The following is a 25,496-nucleotide window of genomic DNA, read 5'->3' on the forward strand; positions in this document are numbered from 1 at the left end:
CGGAGGAACCCCATGATCCACGCCACTTGCCACACCGCCGATAATGTCCGCTGCATCGAGTTCGATGCCACACCGTGGTTCAGCGAGGCCGACGCTCCGAGCATCATCGATCTGGCCCGACGAGACTGGACCAGCACCGCGATTGCGGAGTCCCTCGAACACCGACGAGGATACGAAGGCCTGCACGACCTCGTTGAGTATGCGGCGAAGCGACTGCAATCGGAATCCCTGGAGGACCCAACCTGGGAAACCTTCGCGTGTGTCGTCGATGGCCCCGAGGCCGTTGCCTGGCTCAAGAAGAACCGGCCGGGCGTTGTGGCAAGGATTTCGTAAGCCACGGGACATCGGCGGCATCGCAAACGAAGCCGGAATGGCGCGCGCGGACGGATTCACCTCCCGACCCGATTGCGGCATTCGAGGGTGAGGCCTATGCTGCCATCCGGCAATCACGCGGCCGCCCATCGTGCGGCGGAGGCAGCCTCACGATGGATGGTTCGCATAGCCATCCGAAAGGCCACGCCATGACCATTGCCCCCACGCTCCACCGATACCTGGCTGCCGAGAAGATCCAGTATGCCGAGATCCCGCACGTCTTCACCATGTCATCCGCGCACACGGCGGAGGCCTGCCACGTCTCGGGCGATCGTTTCGCCAAGGCCGTCGTGCTGCGGCATGACGGCGGCTATATGCTCGCGATCCTTCCGGCATCGCACCATCTCAACCTGCCGGACCTGAAGGAGAGGCTCGGCTCGGATCTCGTGATGGCGAACGAAACCGAGATCAACCGGCTGTTCGCGGACTGCGCGCATGGAGCTGTTCCGGCGGTAGGCCGGTGCTACGGGCTCGATCTCATCGTCGATGACAGCATCCGGGCGCAGCCCGAGATCTATATCGAAGCCGGCGACCACGAGACGCTGCTCCAGTTGACGCACGCGCAGTTCGAGCGGTTGACGGCCAATGCGCCGCATGGACGCTTCAGCAGGCACGATTGACGCAGCATGGCGGCGGGATGAATTCCGTACGCCTTGTCGCGGCGCGCGTGCGGTCGCGTCCGGTTCGTAGTATAATCGCGTCACGGGGGCTGCGTTCGCAACGGAGGTCCTCCATGAAGGTCAAGGACGTGATGCACAAGGGCGTCGACTGGGTCAGCCCCGACACCCCGATCACCGAGATCGCGAAGCTGATGCAAGGACACGACATCGGCTGCATTCCGATCGGCGATGATGACCATCTGATCGGGATGGTGACCGATCGCGACATCGTCTGCAAAGGCCTCGCGAGCAAGAGCTTCAACGCCGCGCGCATGACGGCGCGGGACGTGATGACCGAAGGCATCCATTGCTGCCGGGAAGACGACGATCTGGCGAAAGCCGTGCATCACATGGAGACGCTGAAAATCCGCAGGCTGCCCGTGATCAACAAGAGCAAGCGGATGGTCGGCATGATCAGCCTGGGTGATGTCGGCCAATTCGCCACCGTTGATCTGTTGACCCAGTGCGTCAAGGGCGTGTCGGCCCATCATTGATGGCAACCGCCACCCCCGGCGCCGGAACTTCGTCGCATCGCTCGCAGGCCCCGCAGCCGGCGAACGCGGACGTCATGACTGCGACCTGCCACGAAGCTGCTCCGCCGTCTTCTCGCCCCCATTGTCATTCAGGGAGCTAGGCGGGGCGGCGGTATGGTGGGCAAAGTTCCCAAAGGTTCCGTGTGATCGTCCGACATCCTCTGCAACGCAACTCTCATCATTCTCTTTCGCGCCGCGCGCTCCTGCGCGGGCTTGCGTCGGCAGGCAGCGCACTCGCGCTCGGCGGATGCGCAGGCCTGGGCGCGACCGGCGCGCGCTACGACGCCTCGTCGCTCTCCGTTGACCCCACATTGCTCATCGCCACCACGCGCAAGCCCGTGAAGGGTGGTCGCACCAAACCCTGGTTCGGGCCGGAGCGCGCGACGACAATGACGGTCGCGCGGGCGAAGCTGGTGGCGCCGGATGAGAGCCGGCTTTCCCTCGCCTCGGTCGGACTGGCCGATTGGCGCCTCGATCAGGTGGAACCGGTGCAGGCTGACATCGGCGATCTCCTTGCGCAGGGCGGCGGGGGAGGAGACGTGCTGATCTATGTGCACGGCTTCAAGCAGACATTCGAAACGGCCGCGCTCGATGCCGCCCATCTCTCCGACGGGATCAAGTTCCGCGGCCGGACCATGGTGTTCTCCTGGCCCTCCAAGGCCGGGCTGTTCGACTATGCCTACGACCGCGACAGCGCGATGTATTCTCGCGACGATTTCGAACGCGTGCTCTCTGCCCTCGTGTCAGGTCCAGGCGGCGGTCGCGTGCATATCGTTGCGCACAGCATGGGAACCATGCTGACGCTCGAGAGCCTGCGTCAGCTCTATGCGCGATACGGCGACACGGTCACGAGCAAGATCGGCGCGGTCGTGTTTGCCGCGCCCGATATCGACATGGACGTGTTCACGTCGACGATCCACCGCATCGGTCCGCTTGCCGGCAAGATCACCGTGATCGCCGCGACGAACGATCGCGCTCTGGCTCTATCGGGACAGCTCGCAGGTGGGATGACCCGGGTCGGTGCCGCCGAGAAGGCTGTCATCCAGCAACTCGGCGTGCGCGTGGTCGATGCTTCCCAGGAAGGCTGGAGCATCATCAATCACGATCTGTTTCTATCGAGCGCGGAAGTGCAGCGGGAGATCCGCCGCTCGATCGGCGGTACGACCGCGTAAGAGCGCGCAGTTGCGCAACTCATTCCTGAGCTAGTTCTTGTCCTAATCCTTGTACTAGTTCTTGGCGTTCCGCATCTTGCTCGCGCCCCTGAGCGGGGCCGCCGGTTGAGGAGCCGGATTGGCCCAGCCTGCCATCTGCAGACAGGTGAGCAGATCGACATAGCTTTGTATTCCCGCGGCCGCAGCCTCGCCTTCGCAACTTTCGCGCATGGGACCCGGAACGGTCAGCCAGGTCGAGCTCAGCTGCTGCCGCGCAAGCGTCTCATCGCGCGTGCACTCGCCGGCGTCCTGCGCCAGCGCGAGCCCCGACGCCTTGTCGTCAGCGGAAACGTCCCTGCACATGGCTTCCACGTTGAAAACGGGTACGCGATCTGAAACCGGCATCGCGGGCTGGCCAAGAAGCGACAGTGCCAAAAGCGCTGCTTTCATGAGATCCTCCCTCAAATCGGGTTGGACGGGCCAATGTGGAACAGGTTAGGCGTGGTTTGTTTCTGGCCGGCTTCATCCGGCCGGCAAAGGGTTTCGTCCTTGCCCGCAACGACCGACGACGAAGCTTACCCGGGTCTTCGCACGTAGAGCGAGATGAACCGGTCGATCATCGGGTTGATCTGCTCCGGCACTTCCAGCGACAGGAAATGCCCGGAGCCGACGGCCTTGGCGGTGACCAGTTGCGGGCACAGTGCCGCGAAACGATCCAGATCCGCGAGCCGGTGGGCTGCTTCGATGTAGAGCACCGGGACCCGGCACGCCTGGGCGCACTCACGCGCCCGCTGCACATCCCAAGGGAACAGACTTGTAAACGTAGACACCAGTACATGCTGTGGCGTCGCCAGAAAGGTCTGTTCAACACGGGCGCGGCATCTGTCGGTCGGCAGACAGGAGTCCGCCACGATTTTCCGTGCCTCGTTCGCAAAGTCCGCGCCCTTCAAGCCCTCCAGATACCCGGCGAACACCGTCCCCGCTGAGGCGGGAAAGAGCACCCCTGAATCGAGCAGCACCAGGCCTGCAGGAAAGTCCGGATAGCGGGCGGCGATTTCGAGCGCCATGTTGCCACCCATGCTTTGACCCACGATGACCGGCCTTGTGATCTGCTGTTGGTTGCACAGCCAGACGAGATCATCGGCGAAGCCTTCGATCGAATACGCCTGTTGCGGCTTGTCGCTCTCGCCATGCCCCCGCAGCTCGGCATTCAACGCCCGACCTTGACGGGCGAAATACGCCATCTGCGGCGCGAAATGCGTGCGATCCCCGCCCAGGCCATGGACGAACAGGAATTGAAGCGGTCCCTCCCCGGCGATGTCGAAGGACAGCTGGATTCCGTCATGCGCGAGCTTCATGGGCCATCTCCGTGTTCACCGACATGTCCAAGGCGTCTCTGGCGAGCCCTCAGTCTAGCTGGCGCACCACGGCCGATGAAGATGGGCACGACTGCTTCGCCGCGGCGCGAGCCGGGCGGCCACGCACACGGATCGCTGCGTCCAGCGGAAAATCGGCAGGTTTTGGAGTGCCTGGTTTTGTACCGAAATGGCGCGCCCGGAACGATTCGAACGTCCGACCCTCAGATTCGTAGTCTGATGCTCTATCCAGCTGAGCTACGGGCGCGTGTTTCGCAAACAGCGCGGGCATGGTGGCCCGCGACGCATCTCCCGGAAGCCGGGAGGGGTGCGAAAGAGCGCTTTGACTAACCGCTCTTGTCCCGATTGGCAAGGTCCGGGTTGGGGAGATTTTGCAGGGAGATGACGGTTTCTACCCCGTCATTCCGGGGCTCGCGAAGCGAGAACCCGGAATCTCGTGCCCAAAACCTCGGGATTCCGGGGTCGTCGCGTTGCGACGCTCCGGAATGACAACGTACTCGGCCTCTGGCCGACTACGCCCTCTGCCGCTCGTTGCGGATGGAGAGGAGTTCCACGGGGCGGTCGGGGATGACGATCCGGAAGGTGGCGCCGATGGTGCCCTCGACCAGGTGAATCTGGCCGCCATGGGCGCGGACCAATTCGGCGGCGATGGCAAGGCCGAGACCGCTGCCGCCGGGGCGGCCGGAGGTCTGGAACGCCTCGAACAGATGGTCCCGGGTCTTCTGGGGGACGCCGGGGCCGGTGTCGGAAACCTCCAGAATGGCGACGGCGCCCTCGCGTTTGCCGGTGATCCGGATCTGCTGCGCTCCGCCGCCCTCGCCCGACGCATGGCTTTCCAGCGCCTGGGCGGCGTTGCGGACGAGGTTGAGCAGCACGCGGAAGAGCTGGTCGGGATCGGCATCGATCGCGAGCCCGCGCTCGATCGCGGCGACCCAGGCGATCGAGGCATCGCTGGCGAGGCCCGCGGTCTCGCGCACCTCCAGCACCACAGGCTCGATCAGGATCATGCGGCGGTCGGGCGCCGCTTCCTGGGCGCGGCCATAGGACAGCGTCGACTGGCAGAAGGCGATGGCGCGCTCGAGCGAGCGCACCAGCTTCGGCGCAAAACGCTGCACCCGCGGATCCGGCACGCTGGCGAGCTGGTCGGACAAAAGCTGGGCCGAAGCCAGCAGATTGCGCAGATCGTGGTTGATCTTGGACACGGCGAGGCCGAGGGCGGCGAGCCGGCTCTTCTGATGCAGCATCGACATCAGATCGCGCTGCATGTCCGACAATTCGCGCTCGGCGACGCCTATTTCGTCGCTGCGCTGGCTCGGCACGATGATGCGCGCCGAGCTTTCAGGGTTTTCGTGGAAGCCGACCAGGCTCGCGGTGAGCCGCCGCATCGGGCGCACGAAGAGATAATGGAGCGCGAGATAGACGAGGCCCGCGGTCAGCACCGCGATGATCAGCGCGACCACCACCACGTTGCGGGAGAAGCGGTACATCGACTGCCGCAGCGGCAATTCGTCGGTCACGATCTCGATGAACTGGGCATTGCCGACGCCGGGTCCGACGATGCGGATGGCCTGGTTGCCGGTCTCCAGCATCATCCGGAACGAGCCGGTGATCGCCTCCCACACCGTCATGTCGCGCAGGTCGATGTCGTGCTCGATGGCCGTGGGCAGGTTGTCGCTGGCGAGCAGCCGGCGCTGCTGTCCCATCTTGATGGCGACGGCGCGGGCATTGATGCTTTTCAGGATCTGGCGCGACAGCGAATCGGGGACCATGCCGAGCGGCGCGGCGTCGAGCACCAGCGCCGCCGTGTTGGCCGCCGCCACGCGGTCATTGAGCCGGTTGACCCAGAAGTTGGCGATCGCGGGCACGTAGAGCAGAACGGCGGCGATCATCACCAGGGGGACGGTGAGCAGCAGCAGCTTGCCGGACAGCCCGAGCCCGCGCGCCCCACGGGGCCGCATCGCCGGCTGGCCCGGCTGATCCGTATCCTGGACCGGCTGGAGGTCTGTCGCTGCCACGAAATCTGCCCCTGTTGGCTTTGTAATAGAGCCTGGCTAATGGAGGATGCGACCCGCCCGGGGGCCGGGTCAAATTACGGATCGCTAATCTCCCGAGGTGGGATGTAAGCGCGGATATCGCGAGTCGCTACCTCAAGGGTTAAAAACCCCGCACAAACAGCGATATTCACCGGAATCGTGCGCTCTTGCGACGTTGACGAAAACAAGACGCTCCCTTATAAGCCGCGCAAATTGTCCGCGATGACCCGGTGTGACGCCGGGAGCGGCTCTCTTGGGGCCGAAAACGGTCCGTTTTGGGCCGCATCTTCCGGACTTTACCATCAATTCTACAGGCAAATTGCCCGGTCAGCGGAGAAAAACCCGTGAAGCGGACTTATCAACCCAGCAAACTGGTGCGCAAGCGCCGTCACGGCTTCCGTGCTCGTCTCGCCACTGCCGGCGGCCGCAAGGTTCTCGCCGCCCGCCGCGCCCGCGGCCGCAAGCGTCTGAGCGCCTGAGCCGGACCCCCATTTTTGGGATTTCATCATGGATCGGCTGAGGCAGCGGGCGGATTTCCTCGCCGTTGCCAATGGCGCGCGGGCGAATAGTCCCGCGTTCGTCCTGCAAAGCCGTGGCCGCGACGACAACGGCCCGATCCGGATCGGCTTCACCGTCACCAAAAAGAACGGCAACGCCCCCGAGCGCAATCGCATCCGGCGCCGGCTTCGCGAATTGGTGAAGCGGCTCGATCCGGTGTCGATGCAACCCCATCATGATTATGTGCTGGTTGGCCGAAGGGACGCGCTCTCGCGCGACTTCACGACCATGCTCGACGATCTGCGCATAGCGTTCACGAAGCCCGCGCGGCATACGCACAAGAGACGCGGTCCAAAAATCGACGGCTCAAGAACCGACGGCTCAAGGCCCGGCCCTGTTCCTGCGACCAGCCGCAAACCGGATTGATGACGAGACCATAGTGATGACCGACAATCGCAATACCATCCTCGCCGTCATTCTCTCCGGCCTGGTGCTGATCGCCTGGCAGTATTTCTACAACGTGCCGCAGATGGAGAAGCAGCGCGCCCAGCAACAGGCGCAGGCCGAGCTCCAGAAGAGCACGCCGCAGCCGACGGCGTCCGCGACGCCGGGCGCCGCGCCACAGCCCGGCGGCGCAGCCCAGCCGTCGACACCGGCCGCGAACCAGGCCCAGCCGGTCGTCGCCCGCGACACCGCGATTGCAGCCAGCCCGCGCGTGAAGATCGACACGCCGCGGCTTGCCGGCAGCGTCTCGCTGAAGGGCGGCCGCATCGACGACCTCGCGCTGGTGCAATACCGCGAAACGGTCGACCCGAAGTCGCCGCCGATCGTGCTCTATTCGCCCTCGGGCACCGCAGAACCCTATTACGCCGAGTTCGGCTGGGTGCCGGCGACCGGCGTGACGGCCAAGCTGCCGGACGCCCAGACCGTCTGGCAGCAGGACGGCAGCGGCAGCCTGACGCCGACGACGCCGGTGGTGCTGAAGTGGGACAATGGCGAGGGCCTCAGCTTCCGCCGCACCATCTCGGTCGACGACCACTATCTCTTCACCGTCAAGGACGAGGTGAGCAACGTCGGCAATGCGCCGGTCACGCTCTATCCGTTCGCGCTGATCTCGCGCCACGGCACGCCGCAGGTCTCCGGCTATTACATCCTGCATGAGGGCCTGATCGGCTATCTCGATGGCCTGCAGGAATACGCCTACAAGAAGATCGACGAAGCCAAGTCGGTGAACTTCAAGGCGACCAATGGCTGGCTCGGCATGACCGACAAGTACTGGGCCTCCGCGCTGCTGCCGGATACCAGTGCGCAGCTTCAGGCGCGCTTCTCGTCGAACCCGGTCGGCAACGTCCACACCTACCAGACCGACTATCTGCTCGATCCCGTCACCGTCGCGATCGGCGGCAGCGCGACCGCGAATGCGCGGCTGTTCGCCGGTGCCAAGGAAGCCGGCGTCGTCGGCGTGTTCCCGTTCGCCGGCCTCGGCGGCTACAACAAGGAGCTCGGCCTCAACCATTTCGATCTGTTGATTGACTGGGGCTGGTTCTACTTCATCACCAAGCCGATGTTCCTCGGCCTCGACTTCTTCTACCGCTTCTTCGGCAATTTCGGCATCTCGATCCTGCTCGTGACCGTGATCGTGAAGCTCTTGTTCTTCCCGCTGGCGAACAAGTCCTACGCCTCGATGGCGAAAATGAAGTCGATACAGCCGCAGCTTCAGGCGCTGAAGGAGCGCTATCCCGACGACAAGGTGAAGCAGCAACAGGAGATGATGGAGATCTACCGCAAGGAGAAGATCAATCCGGTCGCCGGCTGTCTTCCCGTCGTGATCCAGATCCCGGTGTTCTTCTCGCTCTACAAGGTGCTGTTCGTCACCATCGAGATGCGGCACGCGCCGTTCTACGGCTGGATCAAGGACCTCTCCGCGCCGGATCCGACCAACCTCTTCACGCTGTTCGGGCTGATCCCGTTCGATCCGACGACGATTCCCGTGTTCGGCCACTACCTCGCGCTCGGCATCTGGCCGATCATCATGGGCATCACGATGTGGTTCCAGATGAAGCTGAACCCGACGCCGCCGGATCCGACCCAGCAGCTGATCTTCAACTGGATGCCGCTGATCTTCACCTTCATGCTGGCGGGCTTCCCGGCGGGCCTCGTGATCTACTGGGCCTGGAACAACACGCTCTCGGTGCTCCAGCAGAGCTTCATCATGCGCCGCAACGGCGTGAAGGTGGAGCTGTTCGACAATCTCAAGGCGACGTTCGCGAAGAAGGCGACGTAGCTCCCGTCATCGCGAGGAGCGAAGCGACGAAGCGATCCAGACTATTTCCACGGAGAAAGTCTGGATTGCTTCGCTTCGCTCGCAATGACGTAAGGAAACAGCGAGCCTTCGCATGACCGACGACAAAGATGCGAAGCTGATCGAGACCGGGCGAAAGCTGTTCGCGCGCGACTGGCAGTTCATCTGGGCCTCGCCCTCGATTGCGACGCTGCCGCCGATGGATGGGCTGGAGATCGCCTTTGCCGGCCGCTCCAATGTCGGCAAGTCCAGCCTGATCAACGCGCTCACGGGGCGCAACGCGCTGGCGCGCACCTCGCATACGCCGGGCCGCACCCAGGAGCTGATCTTCTTCGAGGTCCCCGGGAAAAAAGACCTGCGCCTCGTCGACATGCCCGGCTATGGCTACGCCAAGGCGCCGAAGAGCCAGGTCGCGTCCTGGACCGAGCTGATCCACAAATTCCTGCTGGGGCGTGCCTCGCTCGCGCGCGTCTACGTGCTGATCGACGCGCGGCACGGGCTCAAGGACGTCGATCTCGAAATCCTCGGGACGCTCGACCGCTCCGCCGTCAGCTACCAGATCGTGCTGACCAAAGCCGACCAGGTGAAGGCCTCCGAGCTTCAGTCCCGGATCGCCGAGACCGAGGCCGCTTTGGCAAAACATCCGGCTGCGTTCCCGAACGTGCTCGCGACCTCGTCGCGGAGCTCGACCGGCATGGCCGAGCTGCGCGCCGCGATGGCGAAGCTGCTGGAAGAGCGAAGCTCGTGATGGTTCGCCTGTTGCTTGGGCTTGCCGGTTTGATGGGCGCTGCCGGCGTCGCGCTGGCCGCGGCCTCCGCCCACGGCGCCGACGCGAGCCGGCTTGCCTCCGCAAGCGCCATGCTGCTGTTTCATGCAACTGCCATACTCGCGACCGTCGCCCTGCTCGCGCGCGGCCTTCTGCACGGCGGAATTGGCCTCATCGCGGCGTTCGGCTTCGTCATCGGCGCCGCGCTGTTCGCGGGCGACCTGACCTTGCGGCAATTTGCGGGGCACTCGCTGTTTCCGTATGCGGCGCCGACCGGCGGAACGGTGATGATCTTGAGCTGGCTGGCGGTGACGCTGGCGGCGGTGGTGGCGCGGAAATAGTGCTCTCTTCCTTCTCCCCTTGTGGGAGAGGGTAACACCAACACTTTGCGCTGCTCCCGCCAATCGGATAGAACGCGGCCGAGTATCCCGCCAGCGAGATCCGCCTCATGACCGACATCTCCCCGCTCGACCAGGCCCGCATCCTGTCCGAAGCGCTGCCGCACATGCAGCAGTATGACGAAGAAACCATCGTCATCAAATATGGCGGTCATGCCATGGGCGACGAGGAGACCGCGAAGAACTTTGCCCGCGACATCGTGCTGCTCGAGCAGACCGCGATCAACCCCGTGGTGGTGCATGGCGGCGGGCCGCAGATCGCGACCATGCTCAAGCGCCTCGGCATCGTCTCGGAATTCGCAGCAGGGCTCCGCATCACCGACGCCGCAACCATCGAGATCGTCGAGATGGTGCTCGCCGGCTCCGTCAACAAGCAGATCGTCGGCTACATCAACGAGGCCGGTGGCAAGGCCGTGGGACTGTCCGGCAAGGACGGCAACATGGTCAAGGCGTCGAAGACGACGCGGACCATCATCGATCCGGACTCGCACATCGAGAAGGCGGTCGATCTCGGCTTCGTCGGCGATCCCGAGAAGGTCGACCTCACGCTGCTCAACCAGCTGATCGGCTACGAGCTGATCCCGGTGCTGGCGCCGCTCGCGACCTCGAAGGAAGGCCAGACGCTGAACGTCAACGCCGACACCTTTGCCGGCGCCGTTGCCGGCGCGCTGAAGGCCAAGCGCCTCTTGCTGCTCACCGACGTGCCCGGCGTGCTCGACAAGTCCAAGAAGTTGATCCCGCAGCTTTCGGTCAAGGACGCCCGAAAGCTGATCGCCGACGGCACCATTTCCGGCGGCATGATCCCGAAGGTCGAGACCTGCATCTACGCGCTCGAACAGGGCGTCGAGGGCGTCGTCATCATCGACGGCAAGATGCAGCACGCGGTGCTGCTCGAGCTCTTCACCAACCAGGGCACGGGCACGCTGATCCACAAGTGATGAGCGCGCGGCCAGGAACAGAGCTGGGAGAGCGGCGGCCTCGCCGCTCTCCCCTCGCGCGCTTGCTGATGACGCTGCCTGCCGCAGCCGTCTCGTTCTTCTTCTCCTCCGCCCCGGCCTTTGCCGATCTGAAAATCTGCAACCGCATGTCCTATGTGGTCGAGGCCGCGATCGGCATCGACGACAAGGCGGCGACCGCGACGCGGGGCTGGTTCAGGATCGATCCCGCCACCTGCCGCGTGGTGGTGCAGGGCACACTGACCGCCGACCGCATCCTGCTCAACGCCCGCGCGCTCGGCGTCTACGGCGCCTCGCCGATCCCGCAGAACGGCAGCGACATGCTGTGCGTGGCGCAGGACAATTTCGTCATCGCGGCGGCGCGGCAGTGCCGAAGTGGCCAAACGCAAGTCCCCTTCACCCAGATCACCCCGACGCAGGCAGCGGACGGCAATTTCACGGCCTATCTCGCCGAGGATTCCGAATATGACGACGAGCAGGCGCGCCTTGCCGGCATCCAGCGGCTGCTGGTGATCGCAGGCTATGACGCAGCTCCCATCGACGGCGTCGACGGGCCGAAGACGCAAGCCGCGCTGGCCGCCTTCCTGAAGAGCCGCGGACTGGCGGCGGACATCCTGTCGTCGCCAAACTTCTTCAAGACCATGGTCGACGCCGTGCAGACGCCGTCCGCGACGGGCCTGACCTGGTGCAACGACACGCCGCACAAGGTGATGGCGGCGGTCGCCACCGACGACGGCAAGTCGGTGACCAGCCGCGGCTGGTATCGCATCGATCCCAGGACGTGCCTGCACCCCGATGTGACCGGCCAGCCCAAGCAGATCTTCAGCTTCGCGGAAGCCATCGACGCCGACAACCGGATCATCAAGCTGAAGGACAAGCCGCTGAACTGGGGCGGCGACAGGCAGCTCTGCACGCGCGAGACCAAGTTCGAGACCAACGAGCAGACCGACTGCGGCGCGCGCGGTTTCGCGGCGACGGGTTTCGGTGCGGTCGACATGTCGAGCGGCGGCAAGACGCTGCGCTTTGCGATGCCGTGATGGGTGTTGCTGCGATGATGGCGGCGCCAAGAACTCCGCTGTCGTCCCTGCGAAAGCAGGGACCCATAACCACAGGATTTGGTTGTGGCGCGAGATGGTGGTTATCAGTCTTCGTCAAACCACTCCCTGTGGTTATGGGTCCCGGATCTGCGCTGCGCTTGTCCGGGACGACAGCGGAGGATCGGGCGGCGATTGTGTTTGAAGGATAGAGAGCCACAATGACCTCCCCCCGCACCTTTGCCCACGTCGACACCTGGGTGTTCGACCTCGACAACACGCTCTATCCGCATCACGTCAATCTGTGGCAGCAGGTCGATGCGCGGATCGGGGAGTTCGTGTGCAGCTGGCTGAACGTGACGCCCGAGGAGGCGCGCAAGATCCAGAAGGACTATTACCGGCGCTTCGGCACCACCATGCGCGGCATGATGACCATGCATGGCGTGCGCGCCGACGACTACCTCGCCTATGTCCACAAGATCGACCACTCGCCGCTGGAGCCGAACCCGGCGCTCGGCGAAGCCATCGCAAAACTGTCCGGGCGCAAGCTGATCCTGACCAACGGCTCGGTCGACCATGTCGACGCGGTGCTGGCCCGCCTTGGCCTCGGCTCGCATTTCGACGGCGTGTTCGACATCATCGCCGCCGGCTTCGAGCCGAAGCCGGCGGAGCAGACCTATCGAAAATTCCTCTCAGACCATGCGGTGGATCCGACCAAAGCCGCCATGTTCGAGGACCTCTCCCGCAATCTCACCGTTCCCCACGCGCTCGGCATGACCACGGTGCTGGTGGTGCCTGACGGGACCAAGGAAGTGGTGCGCGAGGACTGGGAGCTGGAAGGGCGCGACGCCGCCCATGTCGACCACGTCACGGATGATCTGACGGGGTTTTTGGCCCGACTGCCGCGGTAAGCCCGTAGCCCGGATGGAGCGCAGCGAAATCCGGGGCCTCTCGCCGCGGAGAGACTTTCCGGATTGCGCTTAGCTCCATCCGGGCTACGGAGGCCGGGACGACGGCGGACTATGCCTTGACTCCGTCCCCCCAAATCCCGAAAAAGCGCCCCAATCCGTCAAAATTCACGTTCCGAAGAGGAAATCCCGATGTCCCTCCAAGCCCTCGAATCCACCATCAACAGCGCCTTCGACGCGCGCGACGGCATCTCGACCTCGACCAAGGGCGAGGTGCGCGAGGCCGTGGACCAGGCGCTGGAGATTCTGGACAAGGGCGAGGCGCGCGTCGCCGAGCGCGGGGCCGACGGCAAGTGGAAGGTCAATCAGTGGCTGAAGAAGGCCGTGCTGCTGTCCTTCCGCCTCAACGACATGGGCGTCATTCCCGGCGGGTCCGGCAAGGCGACCTGGTGGGACAAGGTGCCCTCGAAGTTCGAAGGCTGGGGCGAGAACCGCTTTCGCGATGCCGGCTTCCGCGCCGTGCCCGGCTCGGTGGTGCGCCGCTCGGCCTTCATCGCCAAGAACGTCGTGCTGATGCCGTCCTTCGTCAATCTCGGCGCCTATGTCGATGAGAGCACCATGGTCGACACCTGGGCGACCGTCGGCTCCTGCGCGCAGATCGGCAAGCGCGTGCACATCTCCGGCGGCGCCGGCATCGGCGGCGTGCTCGAGCCGCTCCAGGCCGAGCCCGTCATCGTCGAGGACGATTGCTTCATCGGCGCGCGCTCCGAGGTCGCCGAAGGCGTAATCGTGCGCAAGGGCGCGGTGCTGGCGATGGGCGTGTTCCTGGGCGCCTCCACCAAGATCGTCGACCGCGAGACCGGCGAGGTCTTCATCGGCGAAGTGCCTGAGTATTCGGTGGTCGTTCCCGGCGCACTGCCCGGCAAGCCCATGAAGAACGGCCAGATCGGCCCGAGCACCGCCTGCGCCGTCATCGTCAAGCGCGTCGACGAGCGCACGCGCTCGAAGACCAGCATCAACGAGCTGCTGCGGGATTGATGTCGGGCGAATAGCGAATCGCCGGTGGCGAATGGGGCCTGCGCCCTACTCGCCATCCGCTGCTCACCATTCGCTCCGAAATCGAACCCACCCTCCCTCCATCGCGACCAATATCCGGGCGGCCTCGACTGCCCGGAGCCTCTCGCATGGACTGGACCTGGTACCTCTTCCGCTTCGACGGCCGCATCAATCGCGCTCTGCTGTGGCAGGCCCTGCTGATCGTCGCGGTGCTGGCGGCCCTGCTGGGAGTGGTCGGTCAGGTGCTTCACCTCCTCAACGCCGAGGGATCGTTAAAGCTATCCATCAAGCTCGATTTCGACTTCGGCCTCGACGACCTCTTCAAGCTGGTCGATCCCCGGGCCTATCACTCGCTGGCATCCTTGGATCGCACGGATCTGCTCCTGAAGGCGTCTGGCCTGACGCTGTTCTCATGGATTTTCCTGGCGACGGCCATCAAGCGGCTGCATGACCGCGACCGGAGCGGCTGGTGGATCGTAGCGTTCTTCGTCGTGCCCGGCCTGTTCAGCCAGTTCTCGGACCTTTTGCCTGACTCCAACTGGATGCTTCCGTTCAGCCTCTCGGCTTCAAGCCTGTGGCTGTGGGGCTTCGTCGAAATGTTCTGTGTGCCCGGCAGCGTGGGCGACAACCGGTTCGGCGCCGATCCGCTGGCCGACGTCGAGGACAGCGCCGCCGAACACCGGGCCAAGGACTGGGACCAGCAGAGCGAGATCGAATTTGTCCCGCCCAGTGCTAGCCCACCCGGCGGCATGCATGTTAAGCGGGGCGCATGACCGATGCTCTCTCGATCGCCCGCGATCTCATCCGCTGCCCCTCGGTAACTCCGGCCGATGCCGGTGCTCTCGGGGTGCTTGAAAAGGCGCTCACCGCTGCCGGCTTCACCTGCCACCGCGTGACCTTCAGCGAGGAAGGCACGGCCGACGTCGACAATCTCTATGCGCGGATCGGCACTGAAGGGCCGCACATCACCTTCGCCGGCCACACCGACGTGGTGCCGCCGGGCGACGAGAGCGCCTGGAGCGTCGGCGCGTTCTCCGGTGAGGTGAAAGACGGCTTTCTGCACGGCCGCGGCGCGGTCGACATGAAGGGCGGCATCGCCTGCTCGGTCGCCGCGGTGCTGGAGCATCTCGCCGCGAACGGCGGCAAGCCCCGCGCGGACGGCAAGGGCTCGATCTCGTTCCTGATCACCGGCGACGAGGAAGACGTCTCCATCAACGGCACCATCAAGCTGCTCAAATGGGCCGCCGAGCGCGGCGAAAAATTCGACCATTGCGTGCTGGGCGAGCCCTCCAATGTCGAGACGCTCGGCGACACCATCAAGGTGGGCCGCCGCGGCTCGCAATCCGGCACGCTTCTGGTCGACGGCGTGCAGGGCCACGTCGCCTATCCGCATCGCGCCTCCAATCCGGTGCCCGATATCTCGCGGCTGATCGTGGCGATCTCCGACGAGCCGCTCGATCACGGCAGCGCGCAGTTCCAGGCGTCCAATCTCGAATTCACCTCGGTGGACGTCGGCAACAAGGCCAGCAACGTGATCCCCGGCGAGGCCCGCGCCAGGTTCAACATCCGCTACAACGACAACCACACCCAGGCGAGCCTGCGCGAGCTGGTCGAGACGCGGCTGACGAAAGCCTGCGGCAACCGCATCAAGGCCCGCATCGTCTGGGATCCCTCGAACTCCAACGTGTTCGTCACCAAGCCCGGCCCGTTCACCGATCTCGCGGTGTCCGCGATCGAGGAGGTGACGGGCCGCAAGCCGGAGCTGTCGACCTCAGGCGGCACCTCGGATGCGCGCTTCATCTCGAGCTATTGCCCGGTGATCGAGTTCGGGCTGGTCGGCCAGACCATGCACCAGGTGAACGAGCGCGTGCCGGTGACGGATCTGGAGAAGCTGACGCAGGTGTATCGCGGGATTTTGACGCGGTATTTTGGGTAGGGCTCGACTGCCTCTCCGCTCTCCGCCGTCATCGCCCGACTTGATCGGGCGATCCAGTACGCCGAGACGACAGTGATTCCTCGATAGGCCGCGGCGTACTGGATGGCCCGGTCAAGCCGGAGCATGACACCGATGATGAGGCAAGGGCGTCTGCCTCTCGCCTAATAATCCACCTTCACCAGATACAGCCCGTCCGGCGGGGCGACGATGCCGCAGGCGGCGCGGTTGCGGGCTGCTAACGCTGCGGAGAGATCGTCCGCGGTCCAGCGGCCTTCGCCGACCCAGACCAGCGAGCCCACCATCGAGCGCACCTGGCTATGCAGGAACGAGCGCGCCGAGGTGAGAATCGTGATCTCGCGGCCGTCGCGCAGTACGTCGAGCTGGTCGAGCGTCTTCTCCGGCGATTTGGCCTGGCATTCAGTGTCGCGGAAGGTCGTGAAATCGTGCTTGCCGAGCAAACGTTGCGCGGCCGCATGCATCGCCTCGGCATCGAGCCGTCGCGGCACGCGCCAGGCATGGCCGACATCGAGCGCGAGATTGGCGCGGGTGTTGATGACGCGGTAGCGATAATGGCGCTTCACCGCCGAGAAGCGCGCCTCGAACGTGTCGGGCACGATCTCGGCCTCCAGCACCGCCACCGGATGCGGGCGCAGATGCGCGTTGAGCCCGTCGCGAAAGCGGCCCGGCGGAAACTGCTTGTCGACATCGACATGCGCGACCTGGCCGCGCGCGTGCACGCCGGCATCGGTGCGGCCGGCGCCGTGGACCCGCAGATCCGCGCCGGTCATCGCCTTCACGGCCGCTTCCAGCGCGCCCTGCACCGACGGCAGCGTCTCCTGCACCTGCCAGCCGAAGAACGGCGCGCCGTCATATTCGATGGTGAGCTTGTAGCGGGGCATCAACCGAACCGCATCGGCGGCTTGACCGGCACGCCGCGCAGGAAGTCGGTGGCCTGCATCCGGGCCTTGCCTTCGCGCTGGAGCTCGATGATGCGGATCGCGCCCTCACCGCAAGCGATGGTGAGGAGGTCGTCGAGCACCTCGCCCGGCGCGCCCGCGCCCTTCGCCAGCTCGCAGCGCAGGATTTTGACGCGCGCATTCTCAAGCTCGGCCCATGCGCCGGGAAACGGCGACAGGCCGTGGATGTGGCGCAGCACCTCGCGCGCCGGCTTGCTCCAGTCGATCCGCGCCTCGGCCTTGTCGATCTTGGCGGCATAGGTGACGCCGTCCTCGCTCTGCTTTTTGAGCTGGAGCCCGCCGCGCCCGAGCGCCGCCATGGCGCGTACCATCAGATCGGCGCCGAGCCGGGAGAGCCGGTCGTGCAGATCGATCGCGGTCATGTTGTCGGTGATCGGAAGACGCTCGGCCATCGCGACGTCGCCGGTGTCGAGGCCGACGTCCATCTTCATCACCATGACGCCGCTCTCGGCGTCGCCCGCCATGATCGCGCGGTTGATGGGGGCGGCACCGCGCCAGCGCGGCAAGAGCGAAGCATGCAGATTGTAGCAGCCGAGCTTTGGCGCATCGAGAATGGCCTGTGGCAGGATCATGCCGTAGGCGACGACGACGGCAGCATCGGCGTCGAAGGCGCTGAACTCATCGAGCGCTTCCGCGGTCTTCAACGTCTTCGGCGTCAGCACGGGCACGCCGAGCTTTCGCGCCGCTTCCTCGACCGGGGTCGGCTGCAATTGCAGGCCGCGCCGCCCGCCGGGCTTCGGCGCGCGGGTGTAGACCGCCGCGATCTCGTGGCCGTGCGAGACCAGCTCGAGCAGCGTCGGCACGGAGAAATCGGGCGTGCCCATGAAGATCAGGCGGAGGGGCATTGGAAAAAACCTGCGAAGGACGCAATTCCAGTAACAGTCATTCCGGGGCGGCTCGAAGAGCCGAACTACGGTGCGCAATTGCGCACCTGAGAATCTCGAGATTCCGGGTTCGATGCTGCGCATCGCCCCGGAATGACGGGAACCTCACTCCGCGCGCTTGGCGGCTTTCTCGAACTTCTTCATCACGCGGTCGCGCTTGAGTTTCGACAGATAGTCAACGAACAGGACGCCGTTGAGATGGTCGATCTCGTGCTGGATGCAGGTGGCATAGAGGCCTTCGGCGTCCTCTTCGTGCACCTTGCCGTCGAGATCGGTGAAGCGCACGCGCACCTTCGCAGGCCGCTCGACCTCCTCGTAATATTCGGGGATCGACAGGCAGCCTTCCTCGTAGATCGACAGATCCTCGGAGGACGCGATGATCTCGGGGTTGATGAAGACGCGCGGCTCCGGATTGGTCTCTCCGTTCTCGTCGCGCTTGGCGAGGTCCATGGTGATCAGCCGCAGCGGCTGCGCGATCTGGATCGCCGCGAGCCCGATACCGGGCGCGTCGTACATGGTCTCGAACATGTCGTCGGCAAGCTTGCGGATCTCCGGCGTGACCTTCTCGATCGGCTTGGAGACCAGACGCAGCTGCTTGTCGGGCAGGATGATGATTTCTCGTAGGGCCATGGCGGCGATTTAAGCCGCGCGCCGGATGCGGTCAATGCGGCCAGGAACTCCGTTAACGATCCGCTAACCATAAAACTTCAGGTTTCGTTAACCATAAAAATTAGGGGGCTGTTAACCGCCCACGTTCCCTCTTCGTTCGCTTGGGTGCGCGAATCGGCTAGAAGGGCGGCATGAACGAGATCATTTTCATGCTGGGCGACTGGCCGGTGCGCGTCATCGATGCGCTGATCGGCTTCGGCGCCCTCGTCCTCATCCTGCTGGTGGTGATTGCCGTCGTGATCGGGCGATCCGGGCGGCGCGGCGCGGAACTCGCGATGGCGCACGCGATCCGGGCGGATGAGCTGGAGGAACGCCTCAGCCAGGTGCTGCATGCCCAGAGCGAGGCCTCGGGCCGGGTCGATGCCATGACCCAGGCGCTGGCCGGACGCCAGGCCGAGATGGCGCGGGCGGTCAACGAGCGGCTGGATTCGGTGACCCATCGTGTCGGCCAGTCGATGGAACACTCCACCCGCAACACCATGGAGAGCCTGCGCGCGCTGCACGAGCGGCTCGGCATCATCGACAGCGCGCACAAGAACCTGACCGATCTCACCACGCAGGTGACGACCCTGCGCGACGTGCTCGCCAACAAGCAGTCGCGCGGCGCCTTCGGCCAGGCGCGGATGGAGGCGATCGTCCAGGACGGCCTGCCAAAAGGCTCCTACGAGTTCCAGTTCACGCTCTCGACGGGCAAGCGGCCGGATTGCGTGGTGTTCCTGCCCGACCAGCGACCGCTCTGCATCGACGCAAAATTTCCGCTGGAAGCGATGACCGCGCTGCACGATGCGCGCACCGACGAGGAGCGGCGCATCGCCACGCAGCGGCTGCGCGGCGACGTGATGAAGCATGTCAGCGACATCGCGGAAAAATACCTCGTCACCGGCGAGACCCAGGAGATGGCGCTGATGTTCGTGCCGTCGGAATCGGTCTACGCCGAAATCCATGACGGTTTCGACGACGTGATCCAGAAGGCCTACCGCGCCCGCGTCGTGCTGGTGTCGCCTTCGCTGCTGATGCTCGCGATCCAGGTGATGCAGCAGATCATGAAGGACGCGCGCATGCGCGATGCCGCCGACCAGATTCAGACCGAGGTGATCAAGCTCGGCGACGATCTCGGCCGCCTGCGCGACCGCGTGGTCAAATTGCAGAAGCACTTTGCCGACGCGAACGAGGACGTCCGCCAGATCCTGATCTCCGCCGACAAGATCGAGAAGCGCGCGGGCCGAATCGAGGAGCTCGATTTCAGCAAGACCGAAGCGCCGGATGGCCCGCATCTGGTGGCGACCGGTGCGCCGGAGCTGTTTCCGCGGAAGCTCCAGGCGGGGGAGTAGGATTTAAGGCACACTGTCATGCCCCGCGAAGGCAGGGCATCCAGTACGCCGTGGCGGATGCGATTGAACCGAAACGCTGGTGATTACTGGATCGTCCGCCTTCGCGGACGATGACACCGAGGGTGTCGAAGCCATTCCCGCCTCACCGGCTACCGCGAGTCTTTTCCCCCAGAATCTGCTAACACCTCCCCATGACCGCACCCGACGCGACATCCCCCGCCGCGACCTCCGCCCCTGCGACCTCCTGGCGCGACGGCCTGGCCGTTTACCTGCAACCGCGGGTGCTGATCGTGCTGTTCCTCGGCTTCTCGTCCGGGCTGCCGCTGGCGCTGTCGGGCTCGACGCTGCTGGTGTGGATGCGCGAGGCGGGCGTCGATCTGAAAACCATCGGGCTTTTTGCGCTGGTCGGCACGCCCTACACGCTGAAATTCTTGTGGGCGCCGCTGGTAGACGCGCTGCATGTGCCGCTGTTCACCCGCGCGTTCGGGCGGCGGCGCGGCTGGCTGCTGTTCTCGCAATTGCTGCTGATCGTCGCGATCCTGCTGCTGGCGATGACCGACCCCGCTCGCTCGCCTTTCTATGTCGCGCTGGGCGCGCTGCTGGTCGCGACGACGTCGTCGACGCAGGACATCGTGGTCGACGCCTTCCGCGTCGAGAGCCTGCCGGAAAGCGAACAGGCCGCCGGCATGGCGGCTTACGTCGCGGCCTACCGCATCGGCATGCTGGTCTCGACCGCGGGCGCGCTGTTCATCGTCTCCGGCTTCGAGGGCACCGGCATTCCGCGCACGTCGGCCTGGATGTGGGGCTATGTGGTGATGGCGGCGATGGTGCTGATCGGAACGATCACGGCGCTGGCCGCGACCGAGCCCGGACAATCGGTGCGGGCGGAAGCTGCGACGCAAACCGAGACCGCGTTCGCGCGGGTGCTGCACGCCGCGATCGGCGCCTTCTCGGAATTCCTGTCGCGGAAAGACGCGCTCGCCGCGCTCGCCTTCGTCGTGCTGTTCAAGTTCACCGATGCGTTCTCCGGCACGATGACCGCGCCGTTCGTGATCGACCTCGGCTTCACCCGCAACGACTATGCGGCGATCGTGAAGGGCGTTGGCCTCGCGGCGACGCTGATCGGCGGCTTTGCCGGCGGTTTTCTCGCGCGGCGGTACTCGCTGGCGACATCGCTCTGGATCGGCGGCGTGGTGCAGGCGCTGGCCAACCTGACCTTCTCCTGGCTCGCGGTCGTCGGCACCAATCAATGGGCACTGGCGCTCGCCATCTGCGCCGAGAATTTCACCAGCGCGATCGGCACCGTGATCTTCGTCGCCTATCTCTCCGCGCTGTGCCAGAACCCGCTGCACACGGCGACGCAATATGCGCTGCTCACCGCGCTTGCGGCGGTGGGGCGCACGTATCTCTCGTCAGGCGCCGGCTTCGTGGCCGACATGACCGGCTGGCCAATGTTCTTCGTGATCTGCGTGCTGGTGGCGATCCCGAGCCTGATCCTGCTGGCCTGGCTGCAGAAGCGCGGGCACTTCGAGGCGCTGGGGCCGGTGCGGGTCTAGGCTAGCGCTGCATCTCTTTCCGGACTCGGCCGTTGAGCATCTCGAAATCGGCAACGAGCGCATCGCAAGCGGCCTTGGACGCTTCGCACAGCACGTTCATCCGGATGACGACGTCACTTCCTTCCTGCACGGCACGGCGCTGGATGGCTGCCGGATAGGCCGGATGGCCGGCCGGCGGGAACGACCACAGGCTCAGCGTGGCCTCATCCTCGATCACGGTCCAGCCGGACCGGATGGACGTCTTCAGCCCCGGCTTGGCGCGCAGCGACTCGAGCGCAGCGGCGGCCGTCGGATAGGAGGTCGTGTCCGGTGCGGCCAAGACCGGTGAAGGAGTTGCGCCGGCCAAGGCCAGCAGGACAGCAAGGCATATTTCACGCACGGCCGAGCGACCTTCCGAAAATTCGATCGCTTGCACTATGCGTGAAGCACAACCGGAGATCAAGGCGCAGTGACCATCCGCTCCGGCACGGCGACGTCGCGCCCCTACTGCTTCCTGATCAGGCTCCACTTCGTGATCACGGCCTCGCTCATCTGGCCGGCATCGCTGGCGCAGGCGATTTCGTCGACCTTGACCGAGATTTCCTTGCCGACGAACGATTTCAGTTGCATGGCCTGCGCATCGCTGGAGGTGACGAGCTGGAAGGTCTCAGGCCCGGTCTCGAGATTGCACAACCCGTTCGGCGCAGGCAGGCGGCGCGGCTCGGAGGTGATCTGGTACATCGCGATCCGCTTTCCGGCGTTCTTGACGTCGCGCACCTTCATTGCGTTCAGTTCGCCCGAGAGCACGTCGCCGGTGTTGATCGGCTTGCCGGGCTTCGACGGCGGCGGCGCCCCGTCGTCCTGCTGCGCGGCGATGGCCGGTGTCGCCAGCAAGAACATCGTCGCGGCCAAAGCCAGGCGTGTGGCGAATCGTTTCGTCATGTCGTCCGTTCCGTAAGTCTGGATGGCTAGAAAAGAGTCCGCTGCCGCATCGCGGCCGAAAGCGTCCCCTCATCGAGATAATCAAGCTCGCCGCCGACCGGCACACCATGGGCGAGGCGGGTTACTTTTACGTTGGCGTCCTGAAGCAGGTCGGTGATGTAGTGCGCCGTGGTCTGGCCGTCGACCGTCGCGTTCAGCGCCAGGATGATCTCGTGCACCTCTGCGGCGTGGGCCCGCGCAACCAGGGCATCGATGGTGAGGTCCTGCGGGCCGACGCCGTCGAGCGGCGACAAGGTCGCGCCGAGCACGTGATAGCGTCCCTGGGTGGCATTGGCCCGCTCCAACGCCCAGAGGTCGGCGACATCGGCGACGACGACGATGATGGCGCCATCGCGCTTCGGATCGGTGCAGACCGTGCAGGGATTTTGCGTGTCGATGTTGCCGCAGGTCTTGCAGACCTGGACCTTGTCGAGCGCGACCTGCAAGGCCGACGACAGCGGCATCATCAGCGCTTCGCGCTTCTTGATCAGGTGCAGCGCCGCACGCCGCGCCGAGCGCGGGCCGAGGCCCGGCAGCCGCGCGAGGAGCTGGACCAGCCGCTCGATTTCGGGACCCGCAACCGAACCCATCTTATTGGCCGAACATACCCGGCGGCAGGCTGAGCCCGCCCGTGAGCGCCTGCATCTTCTCCTGCATGGCCGTCTCGGCCTTGCGGCGGGCATCGCCGAGGGCGGTCACGAGCAGGTCCTCGAGCACCTCGCGCTCTTCCGGCTTCATCAGTGAGGGATCGATCCTGATGCCCTTCACGTCCATCTTCGCGGTCATGCGCACGGCGACGAGACCGCCTCCGGAGATGCCTTCGACCTCGACGTTGGAGAGCTGGTCCTGCATCTCCTGCATCTTGGATTGCAGTTGCTGCGCCTGCTTCATCATGCCGAATATATCGACCATCGGTGCTATCCTTGGAAAATCGGCTCAGAGATCGTCGTCGCCGTCGGAACCATCGGGCGGATCGTCACTGCCATAGTCCGCATTCATATTGGTTTCCGGCGTCTCGGGGGCAAGCCTGCGGACCTCGACGACCTTCGCACCGGGGAAACGCGACAGCACCTCCTGCACGCGCGGATCGGCTTCGGCGGAACGCGCATGTTCCTGCTTCGCCGCCTGGTTCACCGAGCGCAGCGTCGGCTGGCCCTGCTCGTTGGAGACGATCACGGTCCAGCGGCGGCCGGTCCACTGCTCGAACTTGCGCGCGAGCTCGGAGATCATGGTCTTGGAGGCGTTGGGCTCGAGCGCGACTTCCAGCCGGCCCTCCTCGAAACGGACCAGGCGCATGTCGCCTTCGAGCGCGCCCTTGGTCATGACGTCGCGCTTCTGGCTGGCAAGCGCGACGAGCTGGGTGAAGCTCGTGATGCGCAGCTGGGGTGCGGCACCTTGCGGATCCGGCGCGGGCGCCACCATCTGCGGCCGGGCGCCGCCGCCGCCGAACGCGGACGGCGCTGAGGTCGGTGCGCGCATGGGCGCGGCCGAAGCAATCGGCGCCGCGGAGGCCATCGGCGCACCCGGCGCGCCGCTGCGCGCGGCACTTCCGCCGCTCGCGACCGGCGAGCCGCCGCCGTTCTGCTCCAGCATCCTGATCGCCTCGTCCGGCGTCGGCAGGTCCGCGACATAGGCGATGCGCACCAGCACCATCTCGGCGGCCGCCGCGGGGCGCGTCGCGGCCTGCACCTCGGTGATGCCCTTGAGCAGCATCTGCCACATCCGCGACAGCACCCGCATCGAGATTTTCGAGGCGAACTCCCGCGCGCGCACGCGCTCGGTCTCGCCATAGGCGACGTTGTCGGCGGTCGCCGGCACGATCTTCACGCGGGTGACGAAGTTGACGAATTCGGCAAGGTCCGAGAGCACGACGATCGGATCGGCGCCGACATCGTACTGGTCGCGGAACTCCTTGAAGGCGCTTGCGATGTCGCCACGCGCCAGCGAATCGAACAGGTCGATGACGCGGGTGCGGTCGGCGAGGCCCAGCATCTGCCTGACCGCGTCGGCCTTCACCTGGCCCGCCGCATGCGCGATCGCCTGGTCGAGCAGCGACAGCGAATCGCGCACCGAGCCTTCGGCAGCACGCGCGATGATGCCGAGCGCCTCGGGCTCGATTTCGACGCTCTCCTTCGCCGCGATATTGGCGAGGTGCTTCATCAACACGTCGGCCTCGACGCGGCGCAGGTCGAAACGCTGGCAGCGCGACAGCACCGTGACCGGAACCTTGCGGATCTCGGTCGTGGCGAACACGAACTTGGCGTGCTCCGGCGGTTCCTCCAGCGTCTTCAGGAAGGCGTTGAACGCCGCCGTCGACAGCATGTGGACTTCGTCGATGATGTAGACCTTGTAGCGGGCGCTGGCCGGCGCGTAGCGCACGCTGTCATTGATCTGGCGGACGTCATCAACGCCGGTGTGCGAGGCGGCGTCCATCTCCAGCACGTCCATGTGCCGGCTTTCCATGATCGCCTGGCAATGCACGCCGAGGGTCGGCATGTGGATGGTCGGGCCCTTCACCGACCCATCCGGCATCTCGTAGTTGAGCGCACGGGCCAGAATACGCGCAGTGGTGGTCTTGCCGACGCCCCGGACGCCGGTGAGGATCCAGGCCTGCGGAATGCGCCCGGTCTCGAACGCATTGGAGACGGTGCGGACCACGGCCTCCTGGCCGATCAGATCGTCGAATGAGGAGGGACGGTATTTGCGCGCCAGAACCCGGTAAGGCGCGTTGCCGGCCTGGCCGGCGCTGTCAGGGTTGGGAGGGGCGCCAGCGTCGGTCATCGGTCGATCCGCAATGGAATTTCTTTCGGCCGGCTTTTGCGGAAAGGAGCGCGCTGGCGGGGGGCCCGCCGGCGCAATTCGCTCGGAAAAACAGGTAGGAGACTGACGAGCGACCCGATCCGGACCTCGTTAGGGCTGCTTCCTTCCGGACCTGACCCGGTTGGCGAGTGGCTCGTCCACCGCCAATCTCCCGGTCCCTATTTGGGGCCAAAAGGCTGGGAAAGCAAGCGGGCATCATCTTGAAAGGCTTGATCTTGCCCAGCATCCGGGCAATTCCGGTTCTGCCCAGCCGATAGGCTGTGCTTTCGCTGCCGGAGACGCCTTGGTATGAACGCTGCCGGAGCTCCACTTCAACCAGAA

28 protein-coding genes, 1 tRNA gene and 1 other RNA gene are annotated in these 25,496 nt (G+C 65.2%); 17 read left to right on the forward strand and 13 right to left on the reverse strand.

Annotated features, from left to right (window positions below):
• The first annotated feature begins 12 nt into the window (after nucleotides 1–12).
• The 4 genes from NLM25_RS42010 to NLM25_RS42025 all read left to right on the forward strand — a co-directional run bounded on the left by NLM25_RS42010 (nucleotide 13) and on the right by NLM25_RS42025 (nucleotide 2,736).
• Nucleotides 13–333, forward strand: coding sequence for a hypothetical protein (locus tag NLM25_RS42010; RefSeq protein WP_254123784.1), 321 nt, complete (start codon nucleotides 13–15; stop codon nucleotides 331–333).
• Between the two features lie 188 nt (nucleotides 334–521).
• On the forward strand, nucleotides 522–992 hold the full coding sequence (locus tag NLM25_RS42015) for an aminoacyl-tRNA deacylase (RefSeq protein ID WP_254123785.1): 471 nt from the start codon (nucleotides 522–524) through the stop codon (nucleotides 990–992).
• Between the two features lie 113 nt (nucleotides 993–1,105).
• On the forward strand, nucleotides 1,106–1,525 hold the full coding sequence (locus NLM25_RS42020) for a CBS domain-containing protein (RefSeq protein ID WP_254123786.1): 420 nt from the start codon (nucleotides 1,106–1,108) through the stop codon (nucleotides 1,523–1,525).
• Nucleotides 1,526–1,707: 182 nt separating this feature from the next.
• Nucleotides 1,708–2,736 (forward strand): alpha/beta fold hydrolase, encoded by a 1,029-nt coding sequence (locus NLM25_RS42025; RefSeq protein WP_254140834.1) that lies wholly within the window; start codon nucleotides 1,708–1,710, stop codon nucleotides 2,734–2,736.
• 54 nt (nucleotides 2,737–2,790) lie between these two features.
• On the opposite strand, the gene NLM25_RS42030 is transcribed toward NLM25_RS42025, so the two are convergent.
• The 4 genes from NLM25_RS42030 to NLM25_RS42045 form a co-directional block, all read right to left on the reverse strand.
• Entirely contained in the window at nucleotides 2,791–3,165 is a 375-nt protein-coding gene (locus NLM25_RS42030; RefSeq protein ID WP_254123788.1) for a hypothetical protein, read from the reverse strand.
• A gap of 125 nt (nucleotides 3,166–3,290) precedes the next feature.
• Complete coding sequence (locus NLM25_RS42035; protein WP_254140835.1) at nucleotides 3,291–4,073, reverse strand: alpha/beta fold hydrolase; 783 nt, start codon at nucleotides 4,071–4,073, stop codon at nucleotides 3,291–3,293.
• A gap of 188 nt (nucleotides 4,074–4,261) precedes the next feature.
• Nucleotides 4,262–4,338, reverse strand: a tRNA-Arg gene (locus NLM25_RS42040).
• 265 nt (nucleotides 4,339–4,603) lie between these two features.
• On the reverse strand, nucleotides 4,604–6,106 hold the full coding sequence (locus NLM25_RS42045) for an ATP-binding protein (RefSeq protein WP_375166919.1): 1,503 nt from the start codon (nucleotides 6,104–6,106) through the stop codon (nucleotides 4,604–4,606).
• A 362-nt stretch (nucleotides 6,107–6,468) separates the two neighbouring features.
• Between NLM25_RS42045 and rpmH the strand changes: the two genes are divergently transcribed.
• From rpmH to dapE, 11 genes are all read left to right on the forward strand, one after another.
• Nucleotides 6,469–6,603: a 50S ribosomal protein L34 gene (gene rpmH, locus NLM25_RS42050; RefSeq protein WP_008542748.1), complete on the forward strand. Its 135-nt coding sequence runs from the start codon at nucleotides 6,469–6,471 to the stop codon at nucleotides 6,601–6,603.
• A gap of 28 nt (nucleotides 6,604–6,631) precedes the next feature.
• On the forward strand, nucleotides 6,632–7,048 hold the full coding sequence (gene rnpA, locus NLM25_RS42055) for a ribonuclease P protein component (RefSeq protein WP_254123790.1): 417 nt from the start codon (nucleotides 6,632–6,634) through the stop codon (nucleotides 7,046–7,048).
• 16 nt (nucleotides 7,049–7,064) lie between these two features.
• Complete coding sequence (gene yidC / locus NLM25_RS42060) at nucleotides 7,065–8,906, forward strand: membrane protein insertase YidC (protein WP_254140836.1); 1,842 nt, start codon at nucleotides 7,065–7,067, stop codon at nucleotides 8,904–8,906.
• A gap of 112 nt (nucleotides 8,907–9,018) precedes the next feature.
• Complete coding sequence (gene yihA / locus NLM25_RS42065; RefSeq protein WP_254123792.1) at nucleotides 9,019–9,672, forward strand: ribosome biogenesis GTP-binding protein YihA/YsxC; 654 nt, start codon at nucleotides 9,019–9,021, stop codon at nucleotides 9,670–9,672.
• Entirely contained in the window at nucleotides 9,672–10,031 is a 360-nt protein-coding gene (locus tag NLM25_RS42070) for a DUF423 domain-containing protein (protein ID WP_254140837.1), read from the forward strand. Before yihA ends, NLM25_RS42070 begins: the two co-directional genes overlap by 1 nt.
• Before the next feature lie 107 nt (nucleotides 10,032–10,138).
• Entirely contained in the window at nucleotides 10,139–11,026 is an 888-nt protein-coding gene (argB, locus tag NLM25_RS42075) for an acetylglutamate kinase (protein ID WP_188103057.1), read from the forward strand.
• Nucleotides 11,027–11,094: 68 nt separating this feature from the next.
• Nucleotides 11,095–12,081, forward strand: a complete 987-nt coding sequence (locus tag NLM25_RS42080) for a DUF1036 domain-containing protein (RefSeq protein WP_309143642.1) — start codon at nucleotides 11,095–11,097, stop codon at nucleotides 12,079–12,081.
• A 218-nt stretch (nucleotides 12,082–12,299) separates the two neighbouring features.
• Nucleotides 12,300–12,989: a pyrimidine 5'-nucleotidase gene (locus NLM25_RS42085; RefSeq protein ID WP_254140839.1), complete on the forward strand. Its 690-nt coding sequence runs from the start codon at nucleotides 12,300–12,302 to the stop codon at nucleotides 12,987–12,989.
• Between the two features lie 189 nt (nucleotides 12,990–13,178).
• The gene (gene dapD, locus NLM25_RS42090) at nucleotides 13,179–14,024 is read left to right on the forward strand and encodes a 2,3,4,5-tetrahydropyridine-2,6-dicarboxylate N-succinyltransferase (protein ID WP_254140840.1); all 846 of its coding nucleotides are present in this window, start codon (nucleotides 13,179–13,181) and stop codon (nucleotides 14,022–14,024) included.
• A 146-nt stretch (nucleotides 14,025–14,170) separates the two neighbouring features.
• On the forward strand, nucleotides 14,171–14,815 hold the full coding sequence (locus NLM25_RS42095) for a DUF805 domain-containing protein (RefSeq protein WP_254140841.1): 645 nt from the start codon (nucleotides 14,171–14,173) through the stop codon (nucleotides 14,813–14,815).
• Entirely contained in the window at nucleotides 14,812–15,978 is a 1,167-nt protein-coding gene (dapE, locus tag NLM25_RS42100) for a succinyl-diaminopimelate desuccinylase (RefSeq protein WP_254140842.1), read from the forward strand. Before NLM25_RS42095 ends, dapE begins: the two co-directional genes overlap by 4 nt.
• A 161-nt stretch (nucleotides 15,979–16,139) precedes the next feature.
• Here the strand turns inward: dapE and truA are convergent, their stop codons facing one another.
• From truA to def, 3 genes are all read right to left on the reverse strand, one after another.
• Entirely contained in the window at nucleotides 16,140–16,877 is a 738-nt protein-coding gene (truA, locus tag NLM25_RS42105) for a tRNA pseudouridine(38-40) synthase TruA (protein WP_254140843.1), read from the reverse strand.
• The gene (gene fmt / locus NLM25_RS42110) at nucleotides 16,877–17,800 is read right to left on the reverse strand and encodes a methionyl-tRNA formyltransferase (protein ID WP_254123799.1); all 924 of its coding nucleotides are present in this window, start codon (nucleotides 17,798–17,800) and stop codon (nucleotides 16,877–16,879) included. Before fmt ends, truA begins: the two co-directional genes overlap by 1 nt.
• 144 nt (nucleotides 17,801–17,944) lie before the next feature.
• On the reverse strand, nucleotides 17,945–18,469 hold the full coding sequence (gene def, locus NLM25_RS42115; RefSeq protein ID WP_254123800.1) for a peptide deformylase: 525 nt from the start codon (nucleotides 18,467–18,469) through the stop codon (nucleotides 17,945–17,947).
• Nucleotides 18,470–18,639: 170 nt separating this feature from the next.
• On the opposite strand from def, the gene NLM25_RS42120 reads away from it, so the two are divergent.
• Together NLM25_RS42120 and NLM25_RS42125 are read left to right on the forward strand one after the other, a co-directional pair.
• A complete protein-coding gene (locus NLM25_RS42120; protein WP_254123801.1) occupies nucleotides 18,640–19,839 on the forward strand; it encodes a DNA recombination protein RmuC in 1,200 nt (399 codons plus the stop codon).
• 191 nt (nucleotides 19,840–20,030) lie between these two features.
• Nucleotides 20,031–21,395, forward strand: a complete 1,365-nt coding sequence (locus tag NLM25_RS42125; RefSeq protein WP_254140844.1) for an MFS transporter — start codon at nucleotides 20,031–20,033, stop codon at nucleotides 21,393–21,395.
• A 1-nt stretch (nucleotide 21,396) separates the two neighbouring features.
• Here NLM25_RS42125 and NLM25_RS42130 read toward each other — a convergent pair whose 3' ends face one another.
• From NLM25_RS42130 to ffs, 6 genes are all read right to left on the reverse strand, one after another.
• Nucleotides 21,397–21,837 carry a hypothetical protein gene (locus tag NLM25_RS42130; protein WP_254140845.1) on the reverse strand — a complete coding sequence of 147 codons (441 nt, stop codon included), beginning with the start codon at nucleotides 21,835–21,837 and terminating at the stop codon, nucleotides 21,397–21,399.
• A 41-nt stretch (nucleotides 21,838–21,878) separates the two neighbouring features.
• The gene (locus NLM25_RS42135; protein WP_254140846.1) at nucleotides 21,879–22,316 is read right to left on the reverse strand and encodes a hypothetical protein; all 438 of its coding nucleotides are present in this window, start codon (nucleotides 22,314–22,316) and stop codon (nucleotides 21,879–21,881) included.
• 26 nt (nucleotides 22,317–22,342) lie between these two features.
• Nucleotides 22,343–22,945, reverse strand: a complete 603-nt coding sequence (recR, locus tag NLM25_RS42140; RefSeq protein WP_254140847.1) for a recombination mediator RecR — start codon at nucleotides 22,943–22,945, stop codon at nucleotides 22,343–22,345.
• A 1-nt stretch (nucleotide 22,946) separates the two neighbouring features.
• Entirely contained in the window at nucleotides 22,947–23,267 is a 321-nt protein-coding gene (locus NLM25_RS42145; RefSeq protein WP_254123806.1) for a YbaB/EbfC family nucleoid-associated protein, read from the reverse strand.
• 24 nt (nucleotides 23,268–23,291) lie between these two features.
• Nucleotides 23,292–25,136 carry a DNA polymerase III subunit gamma/tau gene (locus NLM25_RS42150; protein WP_254140848.1) on the reverse strand — a complete coding sequence of 615 codons (1,845 nt, stop codon included), beginning with the start codon at nucleotides 25,134–25,136 and terminating at the stop codon, nucleotides 23,292–23,294.
• A 94-nt stretch (nucleotides 25,137–25,230) separates the two neighbouring features.
• Nucleotides 25,231–25,327: signal recognition particle sRNA small type (ffs, locus tag NLM25_RS42155), an RNA gene on the reverse strand.
• Nucleotides 25,328–25,496 lie beyond the last annotated feature (169 nt).

Source organism: Bradyrhizobium sp. CCGB01, assembly GCF_024199795.1.
Classification (GTDB): domain Bacteria; phylum Pseudomonadota; class Alphaproteobacteria; order Rhizobiales; family Xanthobacteraceae; genus Bradyrhizobium.